General features: G+C 31.4%; 25 protein-coding genes and 1 pseudogene. 20 read left to right on the plus strand and 6 right to left on the minus strand.

Annotated features, from left to right (window positions below; genetic code table 11):
* The first annotated feature begins 26 nt into the window (after positions 1-26).
* Together ald and R8749_RS04370 are read left to right on the plus strand one after the other, a co-directional pair.
* Positions 27-1,127, plus strand: a complete 1,101-nt coding sequence (gene ald, locus R8749_RS04365) for an alanine dehydrogenase (protein ID WP_317698229.1) — start codon at positions 27-29, stop codon at positions 1,125-1,127.
* Positions 1,128-1,446: 319 nt separating this feature from the next.
* Positions 1,447-1,854, plus strand: coding sequence for a GNAT family N-acetyltransferase (locus tag R8749_RS04370; RefSeq protein WP_317698230.1), 408 nt, complete (start codon positions 1,447-1,449; stop codon positions 1,852-1,854).
* A gap of 89 nt (positions 1,855-1,943) precedes the next feature.
* On the opposite strand, the gene R8749_RS04375 is transcribed toward R8749_RS04370, so the two are convergent.
* Complete coding sequence (locus R8749_RS04375; protein ID WP_317698231.1) at positions 1,944-2,123, minus strand: DUF3042 family protein; 180 nt, start codon at positions 2,121-2,123, stop codon at positions 1,944-1,946.
* Positions 2,124-2,205: 82 nt separating this feature from the next.
* Here R8749_RS04375 and miaA point away from each other — a divergent pair, with 82 nt between their 5' ends.
* The 3 genes from miaA to glnA all read left to right on the plus strand — a co-directional run bounded on the left by miaA (position 2,206) and on the right by glnA (position 4,886).
* Positions 2,206-3,108, plus strand: coding sequence for a tRNA (adenosine(37)-N6)-dimethylallyltransferase MiaA (miaA, locus tag R8749_RS04380; protein ID WP_317698232.1), 903 nt, complete (start codon positions 2,206-2,208; stop codon positions 3,106-3,108).
* Between the two features lie 76 nt (positions 3,109-3,184).
* Positions 3,185-3,538, plus strand: a complete 354-nt coding sequence (locus R8749_RS04385) for a MerR family transcriptional regulator (RefSeq protein WP_317698233.1) — start codon at positions 3,185-3,187, stop codon at positions 3,536-3,538.
* A 7-nt stretch (positions 3,539-3,545) separates the two neighbouring features.
* Positions 3,546-4,886, plus strand: coding sequence for a type I glutamate--ammonia ligase (gene glnA, locus R8749_RS04390; protein ID WP_317698234.1), 1,341 nt, complete (start codon positions 3,546-3,548; stop codon positions 4,884-4,886).
* 3 nt (positions 4,887-4,889) lie between these two features.
* Here glnA and plsY read toward each other — a convergent pair whose 3' ends face one another.
* Positions 4,890-5,519, minus strand: coding sequence for a glycerol-3-phosphate 1-O-acyltransferase PlsY (gene plsY, locus R8749_RS04395; protein ID WP_317698236.1), 630 nt, complete (start codon positions 5,517-5,519; stop codon positions 4,890-4,892).
* A 138-nt stretch (positions 5,520-5,657) separates the two neighbouring features.
* On the opposite strand from plsY, the pseudogene parE reads away from it, so the two are divergent.
* The 4 genes and pseudogenes from parE to wecB all read left to right on the plus strand — a co-directional run bounded on the left by parE (position 5,658) and on the right by wecB (position 12,792).
* Positions 5,658-7,597, plus strand: a pseudogene (parE, locus tag R8749_RS04400) (DNA topoisomerase IV subunit B).
* Between the two features lie 12 nt (positions 7,598-7,609).
* Complete coding sequence (gene parC, locus R8749_RS04405; protein WP_317698238.1) at positions 7,610-10,030, plus strand: DNA topoisomerase IV subunit A; 2,421 nt, start codon at positions 7,610-7,612, stop codon at positions 10,028-10,030.
* A 15-nt stretch (positions 10,031-10,045) separates the two neighbouring features.
* Positions 10,046-11,602 carry a polysaccharide deacetylase family protein gene (locus tag R8749_RS04410; RefSeq protein WP_317698239.1) on the plus strand — a complete coding sequence of 519 codons (1,557 nt, stop codon included), beginning with the start codon at positions 10,046-10,048 and terminating at the stop codon, positions 11,600-11,602.
* 44 nt (positions 11,603-11,646) lie between these two features.
* The gene (wecB, locus tag R8749_RS04415) at positions 11,647-12,792 is read left to right on the plus strand and encodes a non-hydrolyzing UDP-N-acetylglucosamine 2-epimerase (protein WP_317698240.1); all 1,146 of its coding nucleotides are present in this window, start codon (positions 11,647-11,649) and stop codon (positions 12,790-12,792) included.
* On the opposite strand, the gene R8749_RS04420 is transcribed toward wecB, so the two are convergent.
* Both R8749_RS04420 and R8749_RS04425 read right to left on the minus strand, forming a co-directional pair.
* Positions 12,764-13,237, minus strand: coding sequence for a GtrA family protein (locus R8749_RS04420; RefSeq protein ID WP_317698241.1), 474 nt, complete (start codon positions 13,235-13,237; stop codon positions 12,764-12,766). The two genes, wecB and R8749_RS04420, sit on opposite strands and share 29 nt — an antisense overlap.
* On the minus strand, positions 13,221-13,673 hold the full coding sequence (locus tag R8749_RS04425; protein WP_317698242.1) for a flavodoxin: 453 nt from the start codon (positions 13,671-13,673) through the stop codon (positions 13,221-13,223). The genes R8749_RS04420 and R8749_RS04425 overlap by 17 nt, the downstream gene beginning before the upstream one ends.
* A gap of 171 nt (positions 13,674-13,844) precedes the next feature.
* On the opposite strand from R8749_RS04425, the gene map reads away from it, so the two are divergent.
* Entirely contained in the window at positions 13,845-14,642 is a 798-nt protein-coding gene (map, locus tag R8749_RS04430) for a type I methionyl aminopeptidase (protein ID WP_317698244.1), read from the plus strand.
* A gap of 7 nt (positions 14,643-14,649) precedes the next feature.
* Positions 14,650-15,504: a YihY/virulence factor BrkB family protein gene (locus tag R8749_RS04435; protein ID WP_317698245.1), complete on the plus strand. Its 855-nt coding sequence runs from the start codon at positions 14,650-14,652 to the stop codon at positions 15,502-15,504.
* Here R8749_RS04435 and R8749_RS04440 read toward each other — a convergent pair.
* The gene (locus R8749_RS04440; RefSeq protein WP_317698247.1) at positions 15,493-16,584 is read right to left on the minus strand and encodes a hypothetical protein; all 1,092 of its coding nucleotides are present in this window, start codon (positions 16,582-16,584) and stop codon (positions 15,493-15,495) included. The genes R8749_RS04435 and R8749_RS04440 overlap by 12 nt on opposite strands.
* Before the next feature lie 92 nt (positions 16,585-16,676).
* On the opposite strand from R8749_RS04440, the gene R8749_RS04445 reads away from it, so the two are divergent.
* From R8749_RS04445 to R8749_RS10795, 8 genes are all read left to right on the plus strand, one after another.
* Positions 16,677-18,236: a hypothetical protein gene (locus R8749_RS04445; protein WP_317698248.1), complete on the plus strand. Its 1,560-nt coding sequence runs from the start codon at positions 16,677-16,679 to the stop codon at positions 18,234-18,236.
* A gap of 108 nt (positions 18,237-18,344) precedes the next feature.
* On the plus strand, positions 18,345-18,836 hold the full coding sequence (locus R8749_RS04450) for a hypothetical protein (protein WP_317698249.1): 492 nt from the start codon (positions 18,345-18,347) through the stop codon (positions 18,834-18,836).
* Complete coding sequence (gene galU / locus R8749_RS04455) at positions 18,833-19,711, plus strand: UTP--glucose-1-phosphate uridylyltransferase GalU (protein ID WP_317698250.1); 879 nt, start codon at positions 18,833-18,835, stop codon at positions 19,709-19,711. The genes R8749_RS04450 and galU overlap by 4 nt, the downstream gene beginning before the upstream one ends.
* Positions 19,712-20,245 carry a hypothetical protein gene (locus tag R8749_RS04460; RefSeq protein ID WP_317698251.1) on the plus strand — a complete coding sequence of 178 codons (534 nt, stop codon included), beginning with the start codon at positions 19,712-19,714 and terminating at the stop codon, positions 20,243-20,245.
* A gap of 7 nt (positions 20,246-20,252) precedes the next feature.
* On the plus strand, positions 20,253-20,576 hold the full coding sequence (locus tag R8749_RS04465; protein WP_317698252.1) for a hypothetical protein: 324 nt from the start codon (positions 20,253-20,255) through the stop codon (positions 20,574-20,576).
* Between the two features lie 40 nt (positions 20,577-20,616).
* On the plus strand, positions 20,617-20,973 hold the full coding sequence (locus tag R8749_RS04470; RefSeq protein ID WP_317698254.1) for a YutD-like domain-containing protein: 357 nt from the start codon (positions 20,617-20,619) through the stop codon (positions 20,971-20,973).
* Positions 20,966-21,748 (plus strand): TIGR01457 family HAD-type hydrolase, encoded by a 783-nt coding sequence (locus R8749_RS04475; RefSeq protein WP_317698255.1) that lies wholly within the window; start codon positions 20,966-20,968, stop codon positions 21,746-21,748. The genes R8749_RS04470 and R8749_RS04475 overlap by 8 nt, the downstream gene beginning before the upstream one ends.
* Before the next feature lie 25 nt (positions 21,749-21,773).
* A complete protein-coding gene (locus R8749_RS10795; RefSeq protein ID WP_425613220.1) occupies positions 21,774-22,421 on the plus strand; it encodes a TIGR01906 family membrane protein in 648 nt (215 codons plus the stop codon).
* On the opposite strand, the gene R8749_RS04480 is transcribed toward R8749_RS10795, so the two are convergent.
* Complete coding sequence (locus tag R8749_RS04480) at positions 22,380-23,378, minus strand: NAD(P)/FAD-dependent oxidoreductase (RefSeq protein WP_317698256.1); 999 nt, start codon at positions 23,376-23,378, stop codon at positions 22,380-22,382. The two genes, R8749_RS10795 and R8749_RS04480, sit on opposite strands and share 42 nt — an antisense overlap.
* Before the next feature lie 261 nt (positions 23,379-23,639).
* On the opposite strand from R8749_RS04480, the gene R8749_RS04485 reads away from it, so the two are divergent.
* On the plus strand, positions 23,640-24,059 hold the full coding sequence (locus tag R8749_RS04485; RefSeq protein ID WP_317698257.1) for a CvfD/Ygs/GSP13 family RNA-binding post-transcriptional regulator: 420 nt from the start codon (positions 23,640-23,642) through the stop codon (positions 24,057-24,059).
* Positions 24,060-24,445: the final 386 nt, after the last annotated feature.

The raw sequence follows: 24,445 nt of genomic DNA on the forward strand, positions 1-24,445 counted from the left end.
CGCTTTAAAGGAAAGAGGTGAGCTATATGATTATTGGAATTCCTACTGAAGTAAAAGTAGAAGAACATCGAGTTGGAATGACTCCTAGCGGAGTGAGTGATTTGATTAAAGCTGGTCATAAAGTTATCGTTGAGAAACATGCGGGATTGATGTCTGGATATCCTGACGAAGAATATACATCAGTTGGAGCTAAAATTGGGACTGTCGATGAAGTATGGCAGTCTGAGATGATTATAAAAGTAAAGGAACCATTGCCAAGTGAATATAAATATTTTTATGAAGGTCAAATCATTTATACATATCTGCATCTTGCAGCTAATCGACAATTAGTAGAAGAACTTTTAAATAGGAAAGTTACAGGAGTTGCATATGAAACGATGCAAGATAAAAACGGCTCTTTACCTTTGCTTTTTCCGATGAGTGAAATTGCTGGTCGAATGTCTGTACAAATTGGAGCCCATTATTTAGAACAGCCAGCTCATGGTAAAGGAATTATTCTTTCAGGAGTTACGGGAGTTAAAAAAGGAAATGTTGTAATTATTGGTGGAGGAACAGTCGGATTTAATGCAGCAAAAATAGCGATCGGAATGGGAGCAAATGTTACAATCCTAGATATTAATGCACAAAAATTAGCTCAAATTGATGATTTATTTAACGGTAGGGTTCAGACCCTGATATCTAATTCTCATAATATTGCCAATGCTGTTAAAAATGCTGATTTGGTGATTGGTGCTGTTTTAATTCCGGGAGCAGTTGCCCCTAAATTGGTAACCGAAGAAATGGTTGCAAGTATGGAAAAAGGTTCCGTGATTGTTGATATTCCTATTGATCAGGGAGGAATTTTCGAGACAAGTACGAAAGCAACAACACATGATGATCCGATTTATATAACTCACGGGGTCGTTCATTATGCAGTTGCAAATATTCCTGGAGCTGTACCTAGAGTTGCAACTGATGCTTTATCAAGTGCGACTCTTTCATTTGCAATTGAAATTGCAAATAAGGGCATCACTAAAGCTTCTCAGGAAAATTCGATAATTTTAAATGGAATCAACACTTATAATGGTAATTTAACCGAAGAATCAGTTGCGAGAAGTTTGAATCTTAAATACGTCAAATTTGAGTAATAAATTCATTAATATAAAAAAACCACTTGATTTGGGGGAATCAAGTGGTTTTTGTTCATTACAATCTATTAATTATTTATAAGGAGAGAAAATGTGAACAGTTAAAACAGAATTTACTATTTAATGTTCTTAAATATTATCTTAAATTAATCGAATAGGTTCATCGGTCTTAGGTCGGATATTATCCACGTTTAAATGATATATTGATAATTTATATCGAATAATATACCATTTATTTAATTTAAAAGTTCGGGAGAACAAAATGGAAAAATTACGTTTCAATCCTTAATTTCAATAATTTAAAATTAAGGAGATTATAATGATTAAATATTTAACATTAAACAGTTTTGAAAAAGATCAGCTAATTAATCTATATAAAAGCGTTGGATGGTTTGCATATTGTAATAATTATGACCTATTACAAAAAGCAGTGAGTAAATCACTCGTAACAGTTAGCGCATTTGAACATGAACAATTATTAGGTTTGATTAGAGTTGTTGGTGATGGAGTTAGCATTATTTATATTCAGGATCTTTTAGTTAATCCCAAATATCAAAGACAAGGAATTGGTTCAGAATTATTAAAGAGAGTTTGTATAAAGTATAAGTCTGTGCGGCAAAAAGTTTTGTTAACCGAAGAAGCACCAACGGTTAGGAACTTTTATGAAAAATTAGGTTTTACTTCTTGTGATCAGGGAAACGAAGTAGCATTTTATCGAGAATTTTAATATAGAAAAAACACGTGATAAACGAGATCACGTGTTTTTTTGTTGAATTAAAATAAAAAAGAACATTTCTATTCCTAGTAAAAGTACAACTATCCCATATGAGCTTGATGACTTTTACGATTAGCACGACGACGGTTTTCTTCGATTTGCTGTGCTCTTTCTTCTGTAGGTTCAATCACTGTTTTTTTGAAAGCATAAGCAGAAGCAGCAACTGCACCAATTGCAGCAACACTGCCAGTAACAAAACCTGTTAAAAATTTTTTAGCCATTAAATGTCTCCTTAAATTGTGTTAATGTTTAAATGAATATTATCTTCAATCTAAATTATTTACAACCTCAATTATACAACTTATGAAAAAAATTAAAAAAGTAATTGTAATTGTCGGTCCAACTGCTACCGGAAAAACAGAATTAGCAGTAAGTCTGGCAGAAAAACTAAATACATATATTATTTCTGGTGATTCGATGCAGATTTATAAACATTTTCACATTGGAACTGCTCAGCCAAATCTTGAGCAAATAAAAGTTCCATATTTTTTAGTGAACATCCTTGAACCAGAGAAAAAATTTTCAGCTTATGATTTTAAAGAAAAAGCAAATGAAATCATCGAAAAAAAGCAGCAAATCCCAATTATTGCGGGAGGGACAGGATTTTATATCAACTCTTTTTTACGTAATGATACTTTGGGCTTTTTAGATGGTAAACAATACCAACAGTTTCTAAGTGAATACGGAGAATATAACTTAGCAGAATTAGCAGCTCTCTTAGAAAAAAATGATCAGCAGGCTTTTAATAAAGTCGATATTGCGAACAAAAGAAGAGTTTTAAGAGCATTAGCAATAAAAACAATTACTGGAAAATCCATTGTTGAACAAGATTCTAATGAGACAGAATTTGATCCCTTTTTAATCGGACTGAACACCAAACGACCAATTCTTTATGAACGTATCGAGAAGAGGGTGGACTTGATGATGGAACAAGGGTTATTGAGTGAAGCAGAAAAAGTTTACGAAAATAGATTTAGTTATCCTTTGTTGTCGACGGCAATTGGTTACAAAGAATTTTTTCCTTTTTTTGAAGATAAATTGGAATTATCCGATTCGGTGACTCTCCTTAAACAAAAGACCAGAAATTATGCTAAACGTCAATTAACGTGGTTTCGTAATAAAATGCAGGTAAATTGGTATGATATCGAGGATCCCAGTGTTTATAACAAAATTGAATCTGATTTATTAAATTGGTTTAGTCATTAATTCCGTGTTAGAAAATCTAACATAAGTTCTTGTTTCTGAGCTAAAATAAAGATAATTTATACAGGAGGTCATGGTAATGAGTAAAGAAATCAAACGAGATTTGCCCATTCTTTCTTTAAAGATTGTGATGGCCTTAACAGATTTAACTGCTCGTCAAATTAGGTATTACGAAGAAAAAAAATTAATTTCCTATCATCGAAGTGAGGGAAATCAGAGAATGTTTTCTTTAAATGATATCGATGAGTTATTAATCATTAAAGAAATGATAGATAGTGGTGAGAATATTAAAGATATTCAAGCTTATCGCCAGAAAAAAACTTCTAGTTATCAAAACACAACTTTTAAAACGGTTAGTGATGAGGAAGCGCGTGATATCTTTCGTAATGAAATGATGCGTTATCTGGAAATTGGTAATAATCCGTTAGATTGAGGAGAAAATGACAAGGAAAAATTATTCAAAAGAAGATATTAAAGAAATTGTTAAAAAAGAAAACGTTAGTTTTATTCGATTAATGTTTACTGATATTAATGGGATTTTAAAAAATTTGGAAGTCCCGGTATCTCAGTTGGATAAAGTTTTAAGAAATGAAATTATGTTTGATGGATCTTCAATTGATGGATTTGTGAGAATTGAGGAGGGAGACATGTATTTGTTTCCCGATTTAGATACATTTTTGATTTTTCCTTGGGGAACAGAACATGGCAAGGTTGCTCGATTAATTTGTGATGTACATAATCCAGATAAAACTCCTTTTTTGGGAGATCCAAGAGTAAACTTGAAGCGTAATATTCAAGAAATGCAAAAAATGGGATTTTCGTCCTTTAACATTGGTTCTGAACCTGAATTTTTCCTTTTTAAATTAGATGATGTTGATCATCCGACTAATATTTTAAACGATAAAGGGAGTTATTTTGATTTTGCTCCGCTTGATATGGGAGAAAACTGCCGTAGAGATATTGTATTAGTTTTGGAAAAAATGGGCTTTGAAGTTGAAGCAGCACATCACGAAGTGTCGCCTGGACAGCATGAAATTGATTTTAAATATGAAAATGCGGTTGAGGCAGCTGATAATATTGAAACGTTTAAACTAGTTGTTAGAACTGTTGCCCGGCAATATCACCTCCACGCAACTTTTATGCCAAAGCCAGTTCAGGGAGTTAATGGATCTGGAATGCATACTAATATGTCATTATTTAATGATCAAGGGAATGCTTTTTATGATCCCAAAAGTGATCTGCAGCTTTCAAATATTTGTCAAAAATTTTTAGCAGGACTATTAAAACATGCTGCAAGTTTTACAGCGATTACGAATCCGATTGTTAATTCATATAAACGTTTAGTTCCCGGTTTTGAAGCACCAGTTTATATAGCTTGGAGCGGAAGAAATCGTTCTCCGATGGTGAGAGTACCAGTAGATCGTGGAAATTCTACCCGATTAGAACTAAGAAGCGTTGATCCTACGACTAATCCATATATGGCATTTAGTGCAATTTTGGCATCTGGTTTAGACGGATTAAAATCTGATCTAGATCCGGTTGCACCAATTGATCGAAATATTTATCGAATGAATAAAGACGAACGAAAAGAACATCAAATTCAGGATCTCCCTCAAAATCTTTATGAAGCGTTAGATTGGCTGGGTAAGGATGATATTGTGATAAAATCTTTAGGTGACCATATTTATAAGAGTTTTGTCAACTTAAAGAAATTGGAATGGATTGCTTATTCACAAAATATTTCTGATTGGGAAAAAGAACAATATCTGGAAGTATACTAAAAGTTATTTTTTGTTTTTATTCCAATATATTAAGCCAAAGGGGACAAGATTTTCTTGCCCTTTTTTTATGCGTTTAATGTTTTCACGGTGGCGATAAATTACAATAATCAAGAGAATAAACGCAATAGTTGAAAGAATTGGATCCTTATATATAAAAAATGACATAATGTTTACGAAAATAAAACCAAGAATACTTGCTACTGATACGGCACTTGTTATAAATACTGTGGTTAAAAAAACTATCCAGGTTAAAACAAAAAGCAATGGTTCATAAGCCAGTAATATTCCTGCGCCAGTGGCCACAGCCTTTCCGCCTTTGAATTTTAAAAAAATTGAAAAAGTATGGCCTAAGACGGCAAAAAAACCGCAGATAATTATATAGTAATGAGGATAATTACCGAAAAATATTGGTAACGATGCACCTAAAGTACCTTTTAACATATCAAAAATTAAAACAAGAGATCCTAATTTAAATCCGAGTACACGATAAGCATTAGTGGTTCCAATGCTGTGACTGCCATAGTTACGAATGTCAGTATGTTTAAATATTTTACCGACTAAAACTCCAAAAGGGATCGAACCTATTAAGTAGGCAATAAGACATAGAATAATAAAAATTAATGATTTGCTCATCGTAATCTTCCTTTTAAGTAAAATCTATATAAATTATAACTTGAAAACAGCTAAAAAAAGAAATTTATTGATGGATTGGGTAAGTTTGCGTTATATTTGATAATCGAATAGTAATAATTAAATGAAAATGGAATTAAAATGACAACAAATAATTATGACGATAGTAATATTAAAATTCTAGAAGGACTTGAAGCAGTTCGCAAAAGACCAGGAATGTACATTGGTTCAACAGATACCCATGGTCTACATCATTTAGTTTATGAAATAATTGATAATGCGGTTGATGAAGCTTTAGCTGGTTACGGAAAAGAAATCGATGTAACAATTGAAAAAAATGGTTCAATAACGGTACAAGATTTTGGCCGCGGAGTTCCAACCGGAATGCATAAATCTGGAAAACCGACAATTGAAGTTATTTTTACTGTTCTTCATGCAGGAGGCAAGTTTGATAACGCATCTTATAAGACTTCTGGGGACTTCACGGGGTTGGTTCCAGTGTGGTTAATGCACTTTCTAAGTCAATGACTGTAAAGGTCAATCGAGATGGCGAGTATTTCATTGAAGAATTTGAAAATGGCGGTCATCCAGTTGGAACATTAAAAAAATTAGGAAAAACAAAATTACCAAATGGGACTACAGTTAATTTTTTGCCGGACGAAACAATTTTTAGCGACACGGATTTTAACTTTGACGTTATTAAGGAAAGAGTTAGAGAATCTGCTTATCTCTTAAAAAATGTTAAATTTGTTCTCAAAGACAAGAGAAGTGGTAAAGAAGATGAATTTTTCTTTCCTGAGGGAATTAAAACTTTTGTTGAGGATTTAAGTAAAGATAAAGAACTAATTGGTCAAATTTTTGATTTTTCAGGCAAAGAACAGGGTGTAGAGGTTGAATTTGCTGGAGCCTTTAATACAGGTTATTCAGAAGAACTTCACTCATTTGTTAATAATGTTCGGACTCCAGAAGGCGGAACTCATGAAGTTGGCGTGCGTTCTGGTTTAACAAGAGCTTTTAATGAATACTTCCGCAGCAGTGATCTGTTAAAAGATAAAGAAAAAAATATTGATGGCAGTGACTTACGTGAAGGTTTGATCGGGGTTCTTTCAGTCCATGTTCCAGAAGAAATGCTTCAGTTTGAAGGACAGACAAAAGAAAAGCTTGGCAGTCCAACAGTTAAAGGAATAACTGAAAATATTATTTATGAGCAGACCAAGTATTACCTTCTTGAAAGCGGGGACTTTGGGCAGAAAATATTTACTAAGGCTAAGGAAGCTCAAGCTGCCCGCATTGCTGCTCGAAAAGCAAGAGACACTGTTCGTAAAGGTAAAAAAGGTAAAAAAAATGATGGACTTATTTCAGGTAAATTAACACCAGCTCAAAAGCATGATTCTAAGCACAATGAATTATTCCTGGTAGAGGGAGATTCTGCTGGAGGTTCAGCAAAACAGGGCAGAAATCGAAAGTTTCAAGCAATTTTACCTTTACGTGGAAAAGTCCTTAATACTCAAAAAGCATCACTTGAAGAAATTTTTAAAAACCAAGAAATAAATACAATTATTTATGCAATTGGCGCTGGAGCTGGTAAGGACTTTAAAGTTAAAGACAGCAATTACGATAAAGTTATTATAATGACTGATGCGGATACCGATGGAGCACATATTCAGATTTTATTACTAACTTTTTTCTATCGTTATATGTTAGATCTAGTAAAAGCTGGAAAGGTTTATATTGCAATGCCGCCGCTTTATAAGATTCAAGTTGGAATTAAAAAGCCTAAAATTGAGTATGCCTGGACAGAGGATGAACTAGAAGGAAAAACTAAAAAAATCAAAACCAAGTATGCTTTACAGCGATTCAAGGGATTAGGTGAAATGAATGCTGACGAGTTGTGGGAAACAACTATGAATCCTGATACAAGAACATTACTTAGAGTTAAGATTGAAGATTTAGAATATGCCAGCCGAGAAGTTGAAACATTGATGGGAGATAAGGTTAGCCCTAGACGAAAATGGATTGAAAATAATGTTGATTTTTCGGATCATGATGAAAACGATAATATTTTAGAAGTATCAAGATAGGAGTAAATAAATTTGGTAGATCGGATCAAAGAATTACCACTTGAAAACGTTATTAGCGATCGATTTGGACGTTATTCAAAATACATTATTCAAGAGCGAGCTTTGCCGGATGTTAGAGACGGATTAAAACCAGTTCAGCGTCGAATCCTTTATGCAATGTATCAAGATGGTAATACTGCAGATAAGGCTTTTAGAAAATCAGCTAAATCTGTCGGAAATATAATGGGTAACTTCCATCCTCATGGTGATTCTTCAATTTACGAAGCAATGGTTAGAATGAGCCAGGACTGGAAATTAAGAGCACCGTTGATTGAAATGCATGGAAATAATGGGTCTATTGACGGTGACCCGCCGGCCGCAATGCGTTACACTGAGGCACGTTTAAGTAAAATCTCTCATCATCTTTTAGAGGGTATCAACAATGAGACCGTTGATATGATGCTTAACTTTGATGACACGATTTATGAGCCTGTGGTCTTGCCAGCAGCATTTCCTAATTTATTAGTAAACGGAGCAACAGGAATCTCGGCCGGTTATGCAACTCAAATTCCACCTCATAATCTGACTGAAGTTATTGAAGCTTTAATCTACTTAATTAAGAATCCAAATGCTAACACTGAGCAATTGATGAAATATGTCAAAGGTCCTGATTTTCCAACCGGTGCAATTGTTCAAGGTAAAGAAGGCCTAGTGTCTGCTTATGAAACGGGTCGTGGTAGAGTAATCGTGCGCAGTAAGACTCATATTGATGATCAAAAGGGTAAGAAAAAAATTATTGTGACCGAAATTCCTTATGAGGTTAATAAGGCACTCTTAATTAAAAGAATTGAAGATTTAAAAGCTGAAAAAAGAGTAGAAGGAATCGGAGATATTAGAGATGAAAGTGATCGGTTTGGACTTTCAATCTCAATTGATTTAAAGAAAAATGTTAATCCTGAAGATATTTTAAATTTCTTATATAAAAATACAGATCTTCAAGTTTCTTATAACTTCAATGTTATTGCAATTGATGATGGCAAACCAAAATTACTAGGTCTCAAAGAAATTTTAAATGCTTACCTTAATCATCGAAGAAGTGTAATTTTAAAACAAACGAAATTTTTCCTTAATAAAGCACAAAAAAGGACTCATATTGTTGATGGGTTAATTAAAGCAATTTCGATTCTTGATGATGTTATTAAAACTATTCGCGGCAGTGAAAATAGACTTGCTGCGATTCAGAACTTAATGGATTCATATGATTTTACTCAAGCTCAGAGTGAAGCAATCGTTAACTTGCAGTTATATCGTTTAACTAATACAGATATTGTCACACTTGAAGAGGAGTTAAAAGAATTAAAGGGACAAATTGAAGAATATCAAAAAATTCTTTCTGATTCACAGTATTTAGGTAAAGTCATTATTGATGGTTTTAAACAAATCAGTAAAGAATTTGGAAGTCCTCGTTTAACAACAATTGAAGATGAAATTACTCCTTTAAAAGTAGCAAAAACTATTACTGTGCCGGATGAAGAAGTTCATGTCGGTGTGACCAAAGATGGTTACTTGAAACGTGCATCTCTGAAAAGTGCTCAATCAAGCGTTGCAGAATTAAAAGAAGGAGATCAATTTTTACTTGAAAAAGATTTAAATACTCATGACGAAATATTTATTTTTACTGATCATGGCAATTTAATTTATCGCAAAGTTTTTGAAATTGAAGAAGCACGTTGGAAAGACTTAGGAACTCATTTGTCTCAATCGGCTGGACTAGAGCCAACTGAAAAAATTCTTTGTGTCTTACCTTTAGTTAGTGGTGAAAAAGACAAAAGAGTTGTTGCTGCAACTAACGATGGATATGTTAAACAGGTTTCTTTAAGTGAATTACGTCCCCATAGCCGCTATTTAAATCGGTCAATTCGATTTGTAAACTTTAAAACAGATCAAAGCAGGATAACAAATGTAATTGAAATTATTAATGAATACCAGGAAGTAGTAACTCTTACTCAACATGGATTTGCCTTGAAATTTAATATTTCGGAAATTCCTTTACAAAAGGGACGTTCTGCCGGGGTTAAACTAATTTCATTACAAGATGATGATCTGGTACTAGGAGTCTCAATAATAAATGAAAATGATAAATACATAGGTATATTACAAGCTGACGGAAAATATAAGAACATTAAAATAGAAGATATTCCTTTGACTACTAGAGCTAAAAAAGGAGTACGAGTTTTAAGACAAAATTCAAGCCATAAAATGAATATCTCTGGTTTTAGTTTATTGACTAGTGAAAGAAATGAAAATTTTATAATTGTAACTGAAAATGGTGATCAATTTGAATTGAAACCATTAGATTATCCTTTGAGTAATCGGCAGGCACTTGGAAAACCAGTTTATAATTCAAAAGAGTACGGTTTAGTTATTAAATTTAATAAAAAAATTCAAGATTAGTGTAAGTGAGAGAAATTGAAAATCAAATCTTTAAATAAAATAAATATAAAAATGGGTATTATGCTATCTTTTGTGTTTGTTTTCGTATCTGTTTCGGCTAATAAAGTTGAAGCTGTTGGTAAAATTAAGTTAAATGAAGACAAAAAAATTTATAAGAGTTATGGTGTTTGGGGTACAGATTTACATCGGAAACTAAAAAAGAATTCTTCTTGGAAGGTATTTGATGTTCAAGAAGAAAATAATCACGCTTGGTATAATTTAGGAAATGATCAATGGATTTCAGAAAAATTACCAAGCGTGATAAAACTAAATAAAGATAGTAATTTATATCCAGAAGATAGTTCTGATACTTTGAAAACTGGACGAATTTTACCAAAGAATTCATCTTGGAAAGTCAAATCTGTTACATACGATGGAGATAACATTTGGTATCAGCTGGGCAACCATCAGTGGGTTTCTACTGCAGATCAGTTTAATAATTTTGATCGTAAAGTGATAACAGTAAAGTCTCATCCAGTAATGATTTTTAAAAACTTCGGCAATAATCGACAATATACTTATCAGGATCTATCAACAAATTCTAAATGGAAAGTTTTGTCCGTTAAAAAAGTTAATGATGTCTATTGGTATCAAGTCGGATATGACCAGTGGGTTACTCTTGATCAAGAAAGTAATTCGATTCCAAATTTAACTGATGCTAAGATTCGTTTGATTCATCAATCTCCTATTTACTATCATGCTCAAGATGAAAAATTAAAAAATAAAACATCACTGTCAACTGCTCAAAGTTATTTAGCTACAAAGGTAATTGACGGTTTTACATGGTATCAAATCGCAAGAAACAGTTGGATTAGTCCAGCATATGATATTGCAGGAAATTGGGGACCAATTCAATATCAAGTTAAGTTTCCAATTTTAATGTACCATGATTTTCAAAATGATCAGCCCGATAATAAATGGGAAGTTCCATTTGGTGAATTTAAAGAACAGATGACTTGGCTTAAGCAAGGAAACTATTATTTCTTAAATCCTGAAGAGGCATATTACGTTTTGACTCTTAAGCGAAAGCCTGCTGATAATTTGGTGTGGGTAACTATGGATGATGGTTATAAATCTTGGAATACTAATGTATTGAATTTGATTAAAGAAACCCATATTAATGTTACTGGTTTTCAAATTACTAATGCTATTAATCAGAGTTGGAATTTGACAACATCTCAATTAAAAGAGCTTCAAAAAGCGGGAATGAGTATTCAGTCACATACGGTTAGTCATAAAGCACTCGATCAAATGACTCCGCAGCTTCAGTTTGATGAAGCTAAAAACTCATTTAATATTCTTAATGAAAGTTTTGGCAATCAAATAATTTCCCTTTCGTATCCACTCGGAAGTTATAATTCTAGTGTAATTAATCAGACAAAAGAAGCTGGTTACTGGTTAGGGCTTAAAATGGGAGGAAATATAGCAACTTCTAATGATAATTTATATAGTCTTCCTCGAATTGCGGTTTTTCCGGGTCAGACGTATACTTCGTTCAATAAACTTTTAAACGATGGTCTTAACAGCAAATAATGTATATTAGTCGTAATAAATAATCTAAGAATAAGAGGAATTAAATGGATAAAAAAATTAAAATTATGACTGTTTTCGGTACAAGACCGGAAGGAATTAAAATGGCTCCTTTAATTAAGGAGCTTGAAAGAGAGTCAGATAATTTTATTACAAAAAATATTATTACTGCCCAACATCGTGAAATGCTTGATCAAGTTCTACAGACTTTTGATATAAAGCCTGATTATGATTTAGATATAATGAAAAAGAGTCAAACACTTTCCAGTATTACGACAAAAGTGATCACTGAATTAGATCAAATTTTTATTGATGAAAAGCCTGATCTAGTATTGGTTCATGGCGATACAACAACAACTTTTGCTGCTGCAATAAGCGCTTTTTACAATCAAATTTCAATTGGTCATGTTGAAGCAGGTTTAAGAACTTGGAATAAATATTCTCCTTATCCCGAAGAAATGAATCGAGAGATGGTTGATGATTTAACGGATCTATATTTTGCCCCAACTAAAAAGAATTTTGAAAATTTATTAAAAGAAAATAAAGATGAAAAAAAGATTTTTATCACCGGTAATACTGGTATTGATGCTTTAAAATATACGGTTAATGATAATTTTGATTCATCGGAATTTAAAGAAATTGATTTTTCAAAAAAGATCATTTTATTAACTGCTCATCGAAGAGAGAATCAAGGACAAAAAATGGAAGATATGTTTAAAGCCATTCTTGATGTAATTCAAACTGATAATAATTTAGAATTAGTGTATCCAGTTCATCGATCTCCTGCTGTTCAAAAAGCTGCAAATGATGTATTTGCCGGTTCTAAACAAGTTAAATTAATTAATCCTCTTGATGTAGTTCATTTTCATAATTTGATAAAAAGGAGCTTTATAGTCCTATCTGATTCTGGTGGGGTACAAGAAGAAGCACCTGCTTTAAATAAGCCAGTTTTAGTATTGAGAGATACAACTGAAAGACCTGAAGCAGTTCAAACAGGTGCAATTAAGTTGGTAGGAACCAATCCATTAGTTATCAAAGAAAATTTATCTTCTTTAATTTCTAATAGCGATGAGTATCAAAAAATGGCGAAAGCAAAAAATCCGTACGGAGATGGCAATGCATCAGTACGGATTAGTGAAGCTATAAAATACCACTTTGGAATTCTTAAGGATCGTCCAATTGATTTTGTCTAGTTGTTCGATTTTGAATTCTTTGTTCACTACTAACAAAAATTGCTCGAGAAAAGAAATAATTTACTAATCCGAGAATTATTTGGTCGACGGCTTTTAAAATCAGAGTTTGAATAGGATTATTCATTTTAAGTAATGTGGCAAAGATAAACATAAAAGTTATATCTAAAAAGTAGGTAAGAGTTCTTGAAGAAATAAAAGTGGAAAACTCAACAAACATTTCATGAAGATTTCCTTTTGGTAGTTTAAAAACAAACTTACGATTCAAATAATAACTTAGAATATTAGCAAATACAAAGGCAATAGAATTAGCAACTAAATTGATCAGCCTTAAATTATGATAGAGTAATTGGAAAATTAAAATATTAACAACTGATGCTAAAAAGCCGAAAAAGGTATAGACAATAAAGGTTTTAAATTTAAAGTTAGAATTACTTATTTTTTTCAACGGCAGCTACTAGACTCTTGGTAAATTCGATAATATTTTTTAAATCATCTTCATCCACAGCAAGGTCGATTTTTAAATTTTCTGCGCCTTTAGTTGCACCAGCTTTGATAAATTGGTCTGCAAAATCATCAACTGCTGTGGCAAATTCCTCGTAGTAGGTATCACCTGATCCAGCGCAGCCAAACACTTTTCCTTTAAGGTCTAAAGTTGGTAAATCTTCATAAAAGTCCATTCCTTCTTCAGGTAAATCTCCCTCACCGTATGTATAAGGACAGACAACGCAAATATCGACGTCTTCAAACTCATCGGCATTGGTAATTGAAATTTCTTTGAGTGTAGAGTTAACATCTAGTCTTTTTAATTCTTCATTAACAATTTCTGCCACTTCTTCGTTATTGCCAGTAATACTAGCATATACAACTAATGCATTAGTCATTTAGAACTCCTTTAATTAATTTTTTCAATTTTTTAAAGCATACCATAACATAATATAACGGATAAAATTTGATAGCAAAACTTTTAAAAATATTTTTTCTAATTTGTAAAAAAGTAAACAACAATTACAATGGAGATTAGAAAATACAATAAATTTAGATAGGATGAAACATTGATAACAATTAAATCACCGCGTGAAATAGAAGGCATGGCAAAATCTGGTCATATTTTAGCTGGAGTTCATCGCCATCTTAGAAATATTATAAAACCAGGAATTTCAACCTGGGAAATTGAAGAGTTTGCCAAGAAATATATTGAAGATCATGGAGCAATTCCGTCTCAAATCGGATTTGACGGTTATAAATACGCAACTTGTATTAGTGTTAATGACGAAGTGGCTCATGGAATTCCGCGTCGGCATCTTTTTTTAAAAAATGGTGATATTGTTAAGGTTGATATGTGCGTAGAATATGAAGGCTATCAAAGTGATTCTTGCTGGTCTTATGGTGTGGGGGAGATTTCTTCTTTGCATCAAGAATTATTAGAAGTTACGAAGAAATCTCTTTATATGGGAATTGAGAAATCTGTGATTGGAAATCGGATTGGAGACATTGGTTCAGTAATTCAACGTTTTACAGAAAAAGAGCACCATTTTGGAGATGTGAGAGATTTAATTGGTCATGGAATTCAACCTTCTATTCATGAAGAGCCTGCGGTTCCACATTATGGTGAACCAGGTCAAGGAATTAGGCTAAGAGAAGGAATGACCATTACGATTGAGCCAATGATCAATACAGGTACATGGCAAATTAAATCTAAGGAAGTTCAAGCCGATGATTGGACCTACTATGTCAGTCAAGATGGATCTTATTCAGCTCAGTTTGAACACACTATTGCAATTACTAAAGATGGACCTAAAATTCTTACTTCCCAGGGAGATCCTGAAGACGAACCATATTTAATTAAGTAATAATTACATGATATTAAAATTAAAAGAAAATAGATTTTTTAATCGGTCAAGATTATTTATCAAGAAATTTTCAGAGTTATTTCAAAAGGCAAATGTTGCGGTTCTTTCTAAGGCATTTGCCTATTATTTATTGATCTCTTTTTTCCCGCTTTTAATTTTTATTGGAAATCTATTTTCATTTTTAAATTTTAATTTAAATTCCCTATATGAGTATTTGGTTTATGTAATACCGCGTCCGACGGTTAAATTTTTAAAAGAAATTACGGAATCATTAAAATATTCTTCAAATACTTTTCTGCTGATCGGCTCATTCTTAGTTTTTATGTGGGCAATGAGTCGAGTTTTAAATATCTTAAATCAAGGAATCAATGAGCTGTACAACACAAAGGTTAACCAGAACTTTATTATTAAAAGGATAGTGTCTATTTTTTACACATTTCTTTTATTTATTGTTGTGGTTTTAATTGCAATTACTATGATTTTTGGCGAGATGATCATTAAGATGATTGAGCCGATTTTTAAAATAGCTAAAGAATATATCGATTTATACAATACATTAAAATGGCCGGTAGTTTTAATTGTGCTTTTTGCAGTATTATTTTTTCTTTATTTTTTCATGCCATATAGAAAAATTAGAATTCGTGACGCAATGCCTGGAACCATTTTTACTTCAGCTGGTTGGATCATTCTTTCACAGGCGTTTAGAATTTATTTAAAATATTTTGGTCGAAATTGGGATAGCTATGGGACTATAGGTGCAGTGATTGTATTTTTACTTTGGCTTAACGCGTTGGGAGAAATTATAATTATTGGAGGAATTATAAACGGTACTATTCTTGAATTAAAAAAATCAAATACCTGAATTTTCTAGTTGTCCTTCGTTAAAATTGGATGGGAATTTGCCTCTAAAATCATGTTTTATAATTGGATTAGTTTCGGTAGAATAATAAATCATAAACTGACCAAATATATCGTTATATGTAATATTATCGAAAAAAGCAGGTAAGTACTTGGAGCTAAATGAAGGAATCTCGATCTGTCCTTTATAGTTAGAATTAGGAATATACTTGTTAGATGTACTTTGAAAAATTACTTGATTTAGCGTAACATACTGAGTTTTATTGGTTGGATTTGAAATTTTTAAATCTACTGTGTATTGATTATCTTTACCATTTTCAAAGTAGCCAAATATAAAATATACTCCATCACTATTTTCTTGAGTTTGAACTAATTGATTTTTATTGTTATCAGCATCATCTTTTTCTTCGCTTTTTGCCTGATCGTTACGGTCCCTTTGTTTTCCGAAGATTTGTGCGTATTCTTTTAAAGAGTTGAGTCTTTCAGTTGACTTGACCAATTTGACAATGTGACCATCGTTAGTAATTGCTAAAAGAGAATCGTTATTAATTGAAAAGAGAAATTGTTTTGGATCAGTATCCTTAAGCGGATAGTTAAAAGCTTGTCCTCTGGCTCGAACATCATACGGTAGTTTAGCCTTTAACTTTTTGTGAGAATTGTATTTAGATTCTACTAGAGAACTAGTTTTGCTCTGAATAATATTACTATTTATTTCAGTAGTTGCTGAATAGACTGTAATTTTATTAGGCAGATCATTTGTATTTGATTGTTTAGGATTTATTTGTTCATCTTTTTCAATCATCGTGCCGTCACTTTTAAAATAGATCGTTATATTGTGTGTTATGTCAGAACTTTTTGAATTGATGTCGGTACTTTTATATACAGCAGAATAAGTTTTGCCCATAAAAAAAGTTGATGAGTGTAAACCTTTAGGCTCAATATTTTTTATTACTTTTTGCTTGTTTCCACTAAGATGTCCAAGAAAAAAAGAAATAAAAATTAAGATTAAAATTATTGTTAATATTTCAATTAAGTTGATTAATTCTTTAGAACTTAATTTTTGTTTATTTGTTTTTCGCTGCATAAAACAATTTTATCAAAAGATATCTTAATCTAATTTCATGATTCTTTAAAAGTTATGTGAATTTTTATATAATTATGATCAGGAGGCAAATTATGAAAGCAGGCCGTAGGTTTATTGGTTTATTTTTAGGGGTTTTTGTTTTTTTTAGTTCTTATAGCTTGGTAGGTGCTTTTACCGAAGAACAAAAAACAAAAATTAGTGCTTTTCAAAATGAGTATCGTAATTTAGATCAAACAAATTACTACTATAAAAATGTATACTCTAAAGTCCCAGCTTTTTCATCATCATCATTTACGGGAATTAATTCTGATAAGTATTTAAAAAGTTATGATCAAACTTATAATTTTGTTCGATCTTTATTTGGCTTAGCACCCATTGTTCAAAATAAAAATGACAATAGTATAGCAATCACTGGTGCTTATGATATGGCAGCTGTTCCCAAAAATGACGGCTCTAATGTTCAGCATGGTTTACAGGGACTGACTAAACCACCTTATCTTTCTAATGAAGTTTGGAAACAGGGTTCTGATGCAACTAGAGAGGGAAATATTGCAAATATCGTTCCTACTAATTTTTTTAATTATTCTAAGCAAAGTGTTTGGGACGATATAATGGGCTTTGTTATTGATAGTAACAATTATGATGTTAATAGTGTTGGTCATCGTGATTGGATGTTGTCTCAATCAATGAAAAGTTATGGTACCGGAACAATTTACACAGATCCAGCAAATAAAAACACTTTGATTACTAATGGACAAGATTACTATGCTTTAGGGTATCAAGTATTTTATTGGGGTGGAGGATACGATGGAAATTATGATAAGAATTTGGTCGAACCACTGACCTATCCAGCAACGGATCTTTTTCCATTAGAATTAATGAATAGTACTAATCCTTTGAAACCAGTTTGCTGGAGCATTGGTTTTAATCAAGCTTCAGTTATTAATAAAAACAATAAGCCTAAAATTACTATTAAGAATTTGAATAATGGTAAAAGTATAACTGTAAATTCTAATGATATTTATTATGAGAGCCAGTACGGCGGTTATAACACTGTATATTCTTTTATTCCCCGTGGCTTAAACTTATCTAGTGATCAAAAATATGAAATTTCTTTTTCAAACTTGAATTTAAAATCTTCAAAAAATAATTCTTTAATTAATAATTATACCTACAGTGTTAGTTTTTATAATTTAAAAACTAATAGCCAGGGTAGTTACGATTATTCAAATGCAGGGAGAAAAGTGTATGTAAATTATCGGCCAAATTATGGGGTTCGAATTTATCAGACTCCTGGAGGGATGCCAACAGATACATTTGTGTTTCATGGAACATCTTGGACGATTATAAAACAATTTACTGATAACAATGGAAAAATTTGGAGTCAATTAGGTCAAAATCAATGGATATTAAATGATTATCTGTCAGGCCAAAATACGGGACGAACGCCAATTGGAACAGTTAAATATATAAAAGGTTATGGCATTAATTTGTGGCGAGGTTATGGTAATAAAAAAACTTTTTCTGGTCGGCGAATCAATGATCAAACTCAGTGGAAAGTTTTTAAGAAGGCAATTGTAGGGAATACATATTGGTTTAATTTAGGCTCAGATTTATGGGTTGATGGTCAGTACATGACAGTTGATTCATGATTTTTTTTAGTTTTATGAATTGATCTTTATTAATATTTGTTTTCTTTTAAAAAATAATCGTGGTAACATTTCATTGTTACAGATTTTTAAAGAAAAGGTATTTAAGATATGTGTGCAGAAGTTCAATTTATACCTTTTGGCGATAATCTTGACTTAGTAAAAAATGTTAAAAGTAATTTTCTAAGAATAAATCTTGATAAGGACAAAAGTAAAGCTAATCGAAGTTCAATTAAAGTTAGAAATAAAGAAATATACTTAGGTGAAATTTTTCACGCTATTGATCTAATCGAAGAGGTCGTATCACCTGTTGGATTAAAATTGAATACCCATCAGATTCAGCGATTAATTGATCAGAAAGTAATTTCTATTTCTGGTAGTCATGTAAAAGTTTGTTGTAGCGGAACGTATGTTTTGAACTTTAAATATTATTCTCAACAAAAAGGTGCAATTCTAACAGTTAAAGATTATGTTTCAACCCATGCCGTCATAGAGAGTGTTGATTTACGTAAAAACGTAAAAACAAGACTAGATTTAACAAGATATTATCGCTATGCTAATGTTATAAATCATTCCCAAAAAACAAAAGGAGAAAACAAATGAAAGTTAGGAAAGCTGTAATTCCTGCTGCAGGTTTAGCCACTCGCTTTTTACCTGTAACTAAGGCTCAAGCAAAGGAGATGCTGCCGATTGTCGATAAACCGACAATTCAGTTTATTGTTGAGGAAGCAAAAGCTTCAGGGATTGAAGATATTTTAATTGTTGAAGGGAAGCAAAAAAGATCAATTGAGGATCATTTTGATTCAGCTCCAGAGTTGGAGATGAAGCTGAAAGAGGATCATAAAGACGATCTCTTAAGACTTGTTCAATCAATTACTGAAATCGGGGTTAACATGTTTTTTGTTCGTCAGCCTTATCCAAATGGATTGGGAGATGCAGTTTCTTTGGCTAAATCATTTATTGCTAATGAACCTTTTGTTGTCATGCTCGGTGACGATTTAATGAATGATCGGATTCCTTTAACAAAACAGTTGATTAATGCATATGACGAAACTCATGCCTCGACGATTGCGGTGATGCAAGTGCCTCATTCAGAAGTTTCAAAATATGGAGTAATTGATCCAATTAGCGAAATTAAAAAAGATCTTTATAGTGTTAAAAGGTTTGTCGAAAAGCCAGAAGCTGATAAAGCTCCATCAGATTTTGCAATTATTGGAAGATATCTATTGACTCCTGAAATATTTGATTATCTTGAAAAGACTAAGCCGGGAAAGGGCGGAGAGATTCAACTGACAGATGCAATAGATAGTTTGAATCAAACACAAAGGGTTTTTGCTCATGTATTTCGTGGGGAACGTCATGACGTTGGAAATAAATTTGGATTTTTAAAGACAAATATTGAGTATGGTTTGAATCACCCAGAAGTTAAAGATGATCTTAAAAAATACTTAAAAGAATTGAGTAAAAAATTAAAATAAATGTTGAATTTTCAAAATAAAGAAAGAAAAGTAGTTTTACTAGCCGTATTTTTGATTTTTTTGACAGTAGTTTATGGATTATTTATTCACGATCTCTTGGCAGTTAGTTGGCAAAGATTTGTGGATTTTTTTTTCTATCTTGCTTTACTTCTTGGCTTTTTTTTAATTATTCGAGTCATTTACCGTAAGTTTTTTAAATATTTGAATTTATCTGAAACTAAAATTAAAAATATGGATCATTTACAGTTTGTGAATTTGGTTTATCACCTATGTAGTAAAATGGGATACGATAAGATAAAGGTATTAAACAATTCTGTTTTTGATATTTCTTATGAATATAATGGAAATAAATTTTTTATTTTTTGTTACCATAAGAAAAGACTTGATCGAGTTCAAATACTTAAAGATGAAGAAGTAGTTTTGATTTCAGATTACGTTTTAGAACCATATGAGTTAGACCAGTTAGATGGCAGTAAATGGAAACTTATTGATCATGATAAGTTTATCCAATTACTAAATGATTATTTAATTTAGGAGAAAAATGACAGAACGAGGGTATCAGATTTTTGATTTAATTGAAGAAATTACTTTACTAGACGGTGAAAGTTATTTTGAGATTGCTAATATTTTTTTGAATGGAATTGCAGAATATGCAATGGGTAAGAATTTAATCAAAGCTGTTCGAATTGCAAAATTGAATGTTTTCCATTCTAAAGATGTTGAATTGTATGAAAAATATATTAATGATCGATATGAAATTCCTGATTATGATTTAAATAATTGGGAAGTATGGGATAAGACTGATCCCTCAATAAAACCAGTTTATGAAAGAATTCTAGAATCAAACGGAATTAACATGAGATAATGATTTGGTTATCATTAAACATTAACTAAAAATGACAATTATGAATATAAGTGAAGACATAAATAATAAGTACGACTATAAAGAAGAAAATATCAAGTTAGTTAGAGATAAAAACATTAAAATTGGCAAATATTTGTATAAAGTGATTGATAATTATAAAAATTGTTTAGATCCAGAAATGTTAAAACACCGTTATACCAGATTATTTGCTAAGTTCGATTATATTTTTGGAGATCTTAGTTATGATCAATTAAGACTAACCGGTTTTTATGAAGACAAGGGTAAGAACAAATATAAAGTTATTACTACCTGTCAAGATTTTTTAAATGAGTTTTGCTCATTTAATTGCCCATTCTTCTTACTTAAAAAAATAAAGGATTTAGACAAATATGAATGAACAAAAATATTTAGGATATATTATTGACCTAGATGGAACAATATATTTAGGAAAAAATAAGATACCGGAGGCTGCAGGTTTTATTAACAGGCTGCTTAAAGAGAAAATAAACTTTCGATTAGTAACCAACAACACAACTAGAACCCCAGCAGCAATTTTGGAGATGCTTAATAAATATCATAATATTGATGTTCCAATTTCTTCTATATATACAGCTGCCAAAGCTACGGCTGATTATATTGAAAAAAATAAGATTAAAAAAAATCCTCATATCTATATTATTGGAGAAAATGGATTGAAGACTGAACTATATAGTCGTGGTTTTGTTTACGATGAAGTTAATCCTGATTATGTTGTTATTGGACTTGATCAAGATGTAACCTATCGTAAATTTGAAATTGCTACTTTAGCGATTGAAAATGGAGCTGCTTTTATTGGCACCAATCCCGATCGAGTAATTCCTAATGAAAAGGGGCTAGTTCCTAGTGCAGGAGCATTAATTAAGCTTGTTGAATTTGCGGTTAATATTAAACCAATAATTATCGGAAAACCAAATGTTATTATGCTTAATCTAATTGCCGAAGAATTAGGAATTAAAAAAGATAATCTAATTTTATTTGGGGATAATTATAATACTGATATTAAAGGTGGATTGAATTCAGATATAGATACAGCATTAGTTTTGACAGGTGTTTCTGATAAAAGAGAATTAGCTAACGTTGAGCGACAGCCGACATATGTTTTAAATAATTTAGGAGAATGGAATTTTGTTTAATCAGGCTTATTCATATGGGAAAGGGTTGATTATTTTTTTATTTGCCTTAACAAGCTCAATTCTATTGGCTTTATTAATTTCGCCGTTTGTGTTTAATCTCATAATTAAACCTTTTAATTTGATAAATATTAGTGGTCTTTCTCAAAAGATCTTACAAAAAAATTATCTGGTTTTATTGAATTATCTTTTGAATCCGTTTATTAAAAATCTGTATTTTCCTAACTTTGTTCAATCTTCTAATGGATTAGAACATTTTATTGAGGTTAAGAATTTATTTATTGTTAATAACATTGTTTTTTTTATTAGTCTTGTAACTTCTGCTTTTGTTTTTAAAAATGCGTATAGTAAAAAAAGATGGTTAACTTTAAAAAAATCAGTTCGTTTTTTTTCTTTCCTTCCAGTTATTTTTGTATTTATTTTTTTAATAACAAACTTTGATCAATTTTTTATAGAATTCCACCATATTTTGTTTCGAAATTCCAATTGGATTTTTGATCCTGCAAAAGACCCAATCATTAATGTTTTGCCAGAGGAGTTTTTTCAAATTGAATTTATAATTTTTTTTGTTTTATTAATGTTGATTTTATTTTTGATAAACCTCCTAATAAGTAGACAAATAAAAAAAGAATTGTTATTGAACAATTCCATGAATATTCCTGTTGCTAGTAAGTGAAAAATCTTCAATTGCACTATTAACGGCAATTGGGACCTCGCCAAAACCATTGGCGAGGATTTTTTGTTTATTGGGATAAATGGCAGCATCCCCAATTGCAAAAATTCCCTTTCGATTAGACTCCATTTTTGAGTTAACAACAATTAAGTTTCTTTCTAAATTTAATCCCCAAGATTGTTGAATGCGATTATTGGCTTTAAATCCGAAACTAACAATTAGTCGATCAACATTAATATTGAGTCTTTCCTCTGAATCGCGGACTTTATCTAAATAAATTTTTAAACGTCCATCTTTATTTTTTAGATTTTCTTCAAGTCCTGAAATAGTATATGGGGTCAGAAGCTTAACTTCAGAATTTTCTATTTTAACCATATTGGATTCTAAAGCTCTAAAAGCATTTCGACGATGGATAATCGTAATTTGTTTAGCATAATTCATTAACTCTAAAGCAGTATCAATTGCCCCATCGCCACCACCAGTTATTGCAATATTAAGTCCTTGATATGCTCTAGGGTTTTTAACGTAGTATGAAATAAATCTTTTTTCAATATCTTGATCTACTGATAATGGTAATTTCTTAGGTTCAAAAGGCCCAATACCAGTAGCGATGATGATAGTTTTTGCATATGAGGTAACCTTATCTGTCTGAATTTCAAATAATCCATCATGATTTGTGATGGTTTCCACAGTGTTATTTAATAGTAGATTAACAGGAAACTCATTTAATTGTTTTACTAACCGATTAATAAAATCTGTTGCTTTAATCTGACTGAAACCAGGAACGTTAATCATTTCTTTTTCGGGATATAGAGTCTCTAGTTGTCCTCCAAGCTCACCTAAAGATTCAATTAATTGTACCTTTAGAGTTCTAAGACCTGCGTAATATGCTGCAAACATACCAATTGGTCCGCCCCCAATTACAACAATGTCATAAATATTTTCACTACTATCTTTCATATTTGGGTTACCTGATTAATTTATCTTAATAGAGATAATTAGTATCCTTTCTTTTGGATTATATAACGTAGATTGTAACTGAATTTATAGGATCAAAATACGATCAAATTTAATTTTAAAAATAATACTATCATTATACTTAATATTCTATATACAAATGTTTGAAAATTTAAAAAGACTTAAACCTGAAAATCAGTTTTAAAATTCCTTAATAATAGTTGCTATAATAATTATATAATTTAAATAAGTAAGGTCTAGATAATGAATAGAAAATTAAAAGTTGGCGATATTGTTTATGGAACCGTTTCAGGTATTCAAAAATATGGAATTTTTGTCGACTTGGACTATGGTAAACAAGGTTTAATTCATATTTCAGAATCAAAAAATGGTTATGTAAAAAATCTTCATAAAATAGCAAATATCGGTGATCGTGTTCGGGTTATGATCATTGATATTAATGAGTACAATCAAAAAATTTCATTATCTTTGAGAGTATTAGAGCAAAAAAGTAAAAACTTTGCCTCGCTAAATAAAAAAAGAAGAAGTAATAATACTTTAGATAATAAAAAACATTTTTTTACCGATCATCGATTAAATATAGGATTTTCAACAATAAAAAAAAGTTTACCAAGATGGATAGAAGACGGCAAATCCCTAATGAAACATAGTTTCAAAAAATAATAGGTATATTTTAAATTTATTTTTTTAAAAAAGATAAAATTTTTATTTACAAGATTACGGGAGAGGGTATATAATGATGTACGTCGCTGAGGCTGAAGCAGGAGTAAGTGCGAGAGTGAACGAAAAAAGGGAACCAGAGTAAAGAGTGGAGAGAGTTTTGGCAAAAAGGGTCAAAATTAAGGAAGCGAAAGAAAAGGGGCAAAAAAGTAGTTGACAGAGGGAGCTGAACGCGGTAATATATAAAAGTTGTCGCTGAGGTCGAGAAGCACAGGAAACGAAGGTGTAGAAAACTGAAAGCGGCGGGACATTTGCTCTTTGGAAACTGAACAAGTCAAGCTCAGATAAGTGAGATGAAAATTCTTAAAAACCGGAAGGAAAGAGAGAAG

Source organism: Xylocopilactobacillus apis, assembly GCF_033095965.1.
Taxonomy (GTDB): Bacteria; Bacillota; Bacilli; order Lactobacillales; family Lactobacillaceae; genus Xylocopilactobacillus; species Xylocopilactobacillus apis.

What these genes read in the sequence shown, in the direction of transcription:
- ald (WP_317698229.1), top strand. Translation starts at nt 27, where the DNA reads ATGATTATTGGAATTCCTACTGAAGTAAAAGTAGAAGAACATCGAGTT.
- R8749_RS04370 (WP_317698230.1), top strand. Translation starts at nt 1,447, where the DNA reads ATGATTAAATATTTAACATTAAACAGTTTTGAAAAAGATCAGCTAATT.
- R8749_RS04375 (WP_317698231.1), bottom strand. Translation starts at nt 2,123, where the DNA reads ATGGCTAAAAAATTTTTAACAGGTTTTGTTACTGGCAGTGTTGCTGCA.
- miaA (WP_317698232.1), top strand. Translation starts at nt 2,206, where the DNA reads ATGAAAAAAATTAAAAAAGTAATTGTAATTGTCGGTCCAACTGCTACC.
- R8749_RS04385 (WP_317698233.1), top strand. Translation starts at nt 3,185, where the DNA reads ATGAGTAAAGAAATCAAACGAGATTTGCCCATTCTTTCTTTAAAGATT.
- glnA (WP_317698234.1), top strand. Translation starts at nt 3,546, where the DNA reads ATGACAAGGAAAAATTATTCAAAAGAAGATATTAAAGAAATTGTTAAA.
- plsY (WP_317698236.1), bottom strand. Translation starts at nt 5,519, where the DNA reads ATGAGCAAATCATTAATTTTTATTATTCTATGTCTTATTGCCTACTTA.
- wecB (WP_317698240.1), top strand. Translation starts at nt 11,647, where the DNA reads ATGGATAAAAAAATTAAAATTATGACTGTTTTCGGTACAAGACCGGAA.
- R8749_RS04425 (WP_317698242.1), bottom strand. Translation starts at nt 13,673, where the DNA reads ATGACTAATGCATTAGTTGTATATGCTAGTATTACTGGCAATAACGAA.
- R8749_RS04435 (WP_317698245.1), top strand. Translation starts at nt 14,650, where the DNA reads ATGATATTAAAATTAAAAGAAAATAGATTTTTTAATCGGTCAAGATTA.
- R8749_RS04440 (WP_317698247.1), bottom strand. Translation starts at nt 16,584, where the DNA reads ATGCAGCGAAAAACAAATAAACAAAAATTAAGTTCTAAAGAATTAATC.
- R8749_RS04445 (WP_317698248.1), top strand. Translation starts at nt 16,677, where the DNA reads ATGAAAGCAGGCCGTAGGTTTATTGGTTTATTTTTAGGGGTTTTTGTT.
- R8749_RS04450 (WP_317698249.1), top strand. Translation starts at nt 18,345, where the DNA reads ATGTGTGCAGAAGTTCAATTTATACCTTTTGGCGATAATCTTGACTTA.
- galU (WP_317698250.1), top strand. Translation starts at nt 18,833, where the DNA reads ATGAAAGTTAGGAAAGCTGTAATTCCTGCTGCAGGTTTAGCCACTCGC.
- R8749_RS04460 (WP_317698251.1), top strand. Translation starts at nt 19,712, where the DNA reads ATGTTGAATTTTCAAAATAAAGAAAGAAAAGTAGTTTTACTAGCCGTA.
- R8749_RS04465 (WP_317698252.1), top strand. Translation starts at nt 20,253, where the DNA reads ATGACAGAACGAGGGTATCAGATTTTTGATTTAATTGAAGAAATTACT.
- R8749_RS04470 (WP_317698254.1), top strand. Translation starts at nt 20,617, where the DNA reads ATGAATATAAGTGAAGACATAAATAATAAGTACGACTATAAAGAAGAA.
- R8749_RS04475 (WP_317698255.1), top strand. Translation starts at nt 20,966, where the DNA reads ATGAATGAACAAAAATATTTAGGATATATTATTGACCTAGATGGAACA.
- R8749_RS04480 (WP_317698256.1), bottom strand. Translation starts at nt 23,378, where the DNA reads ATGAAAGATAGTAGTGAAAATATTTATGACATTGTTGTAATTGGGGGC.
- R8749_RS04485 (WP_317698257.1), top strand. Translation starts at nt 23,640, where the DNA reads ATGAATAGAAAATTAAAAGTTGGCGATATTGTTTATGGAACCGTTTCA.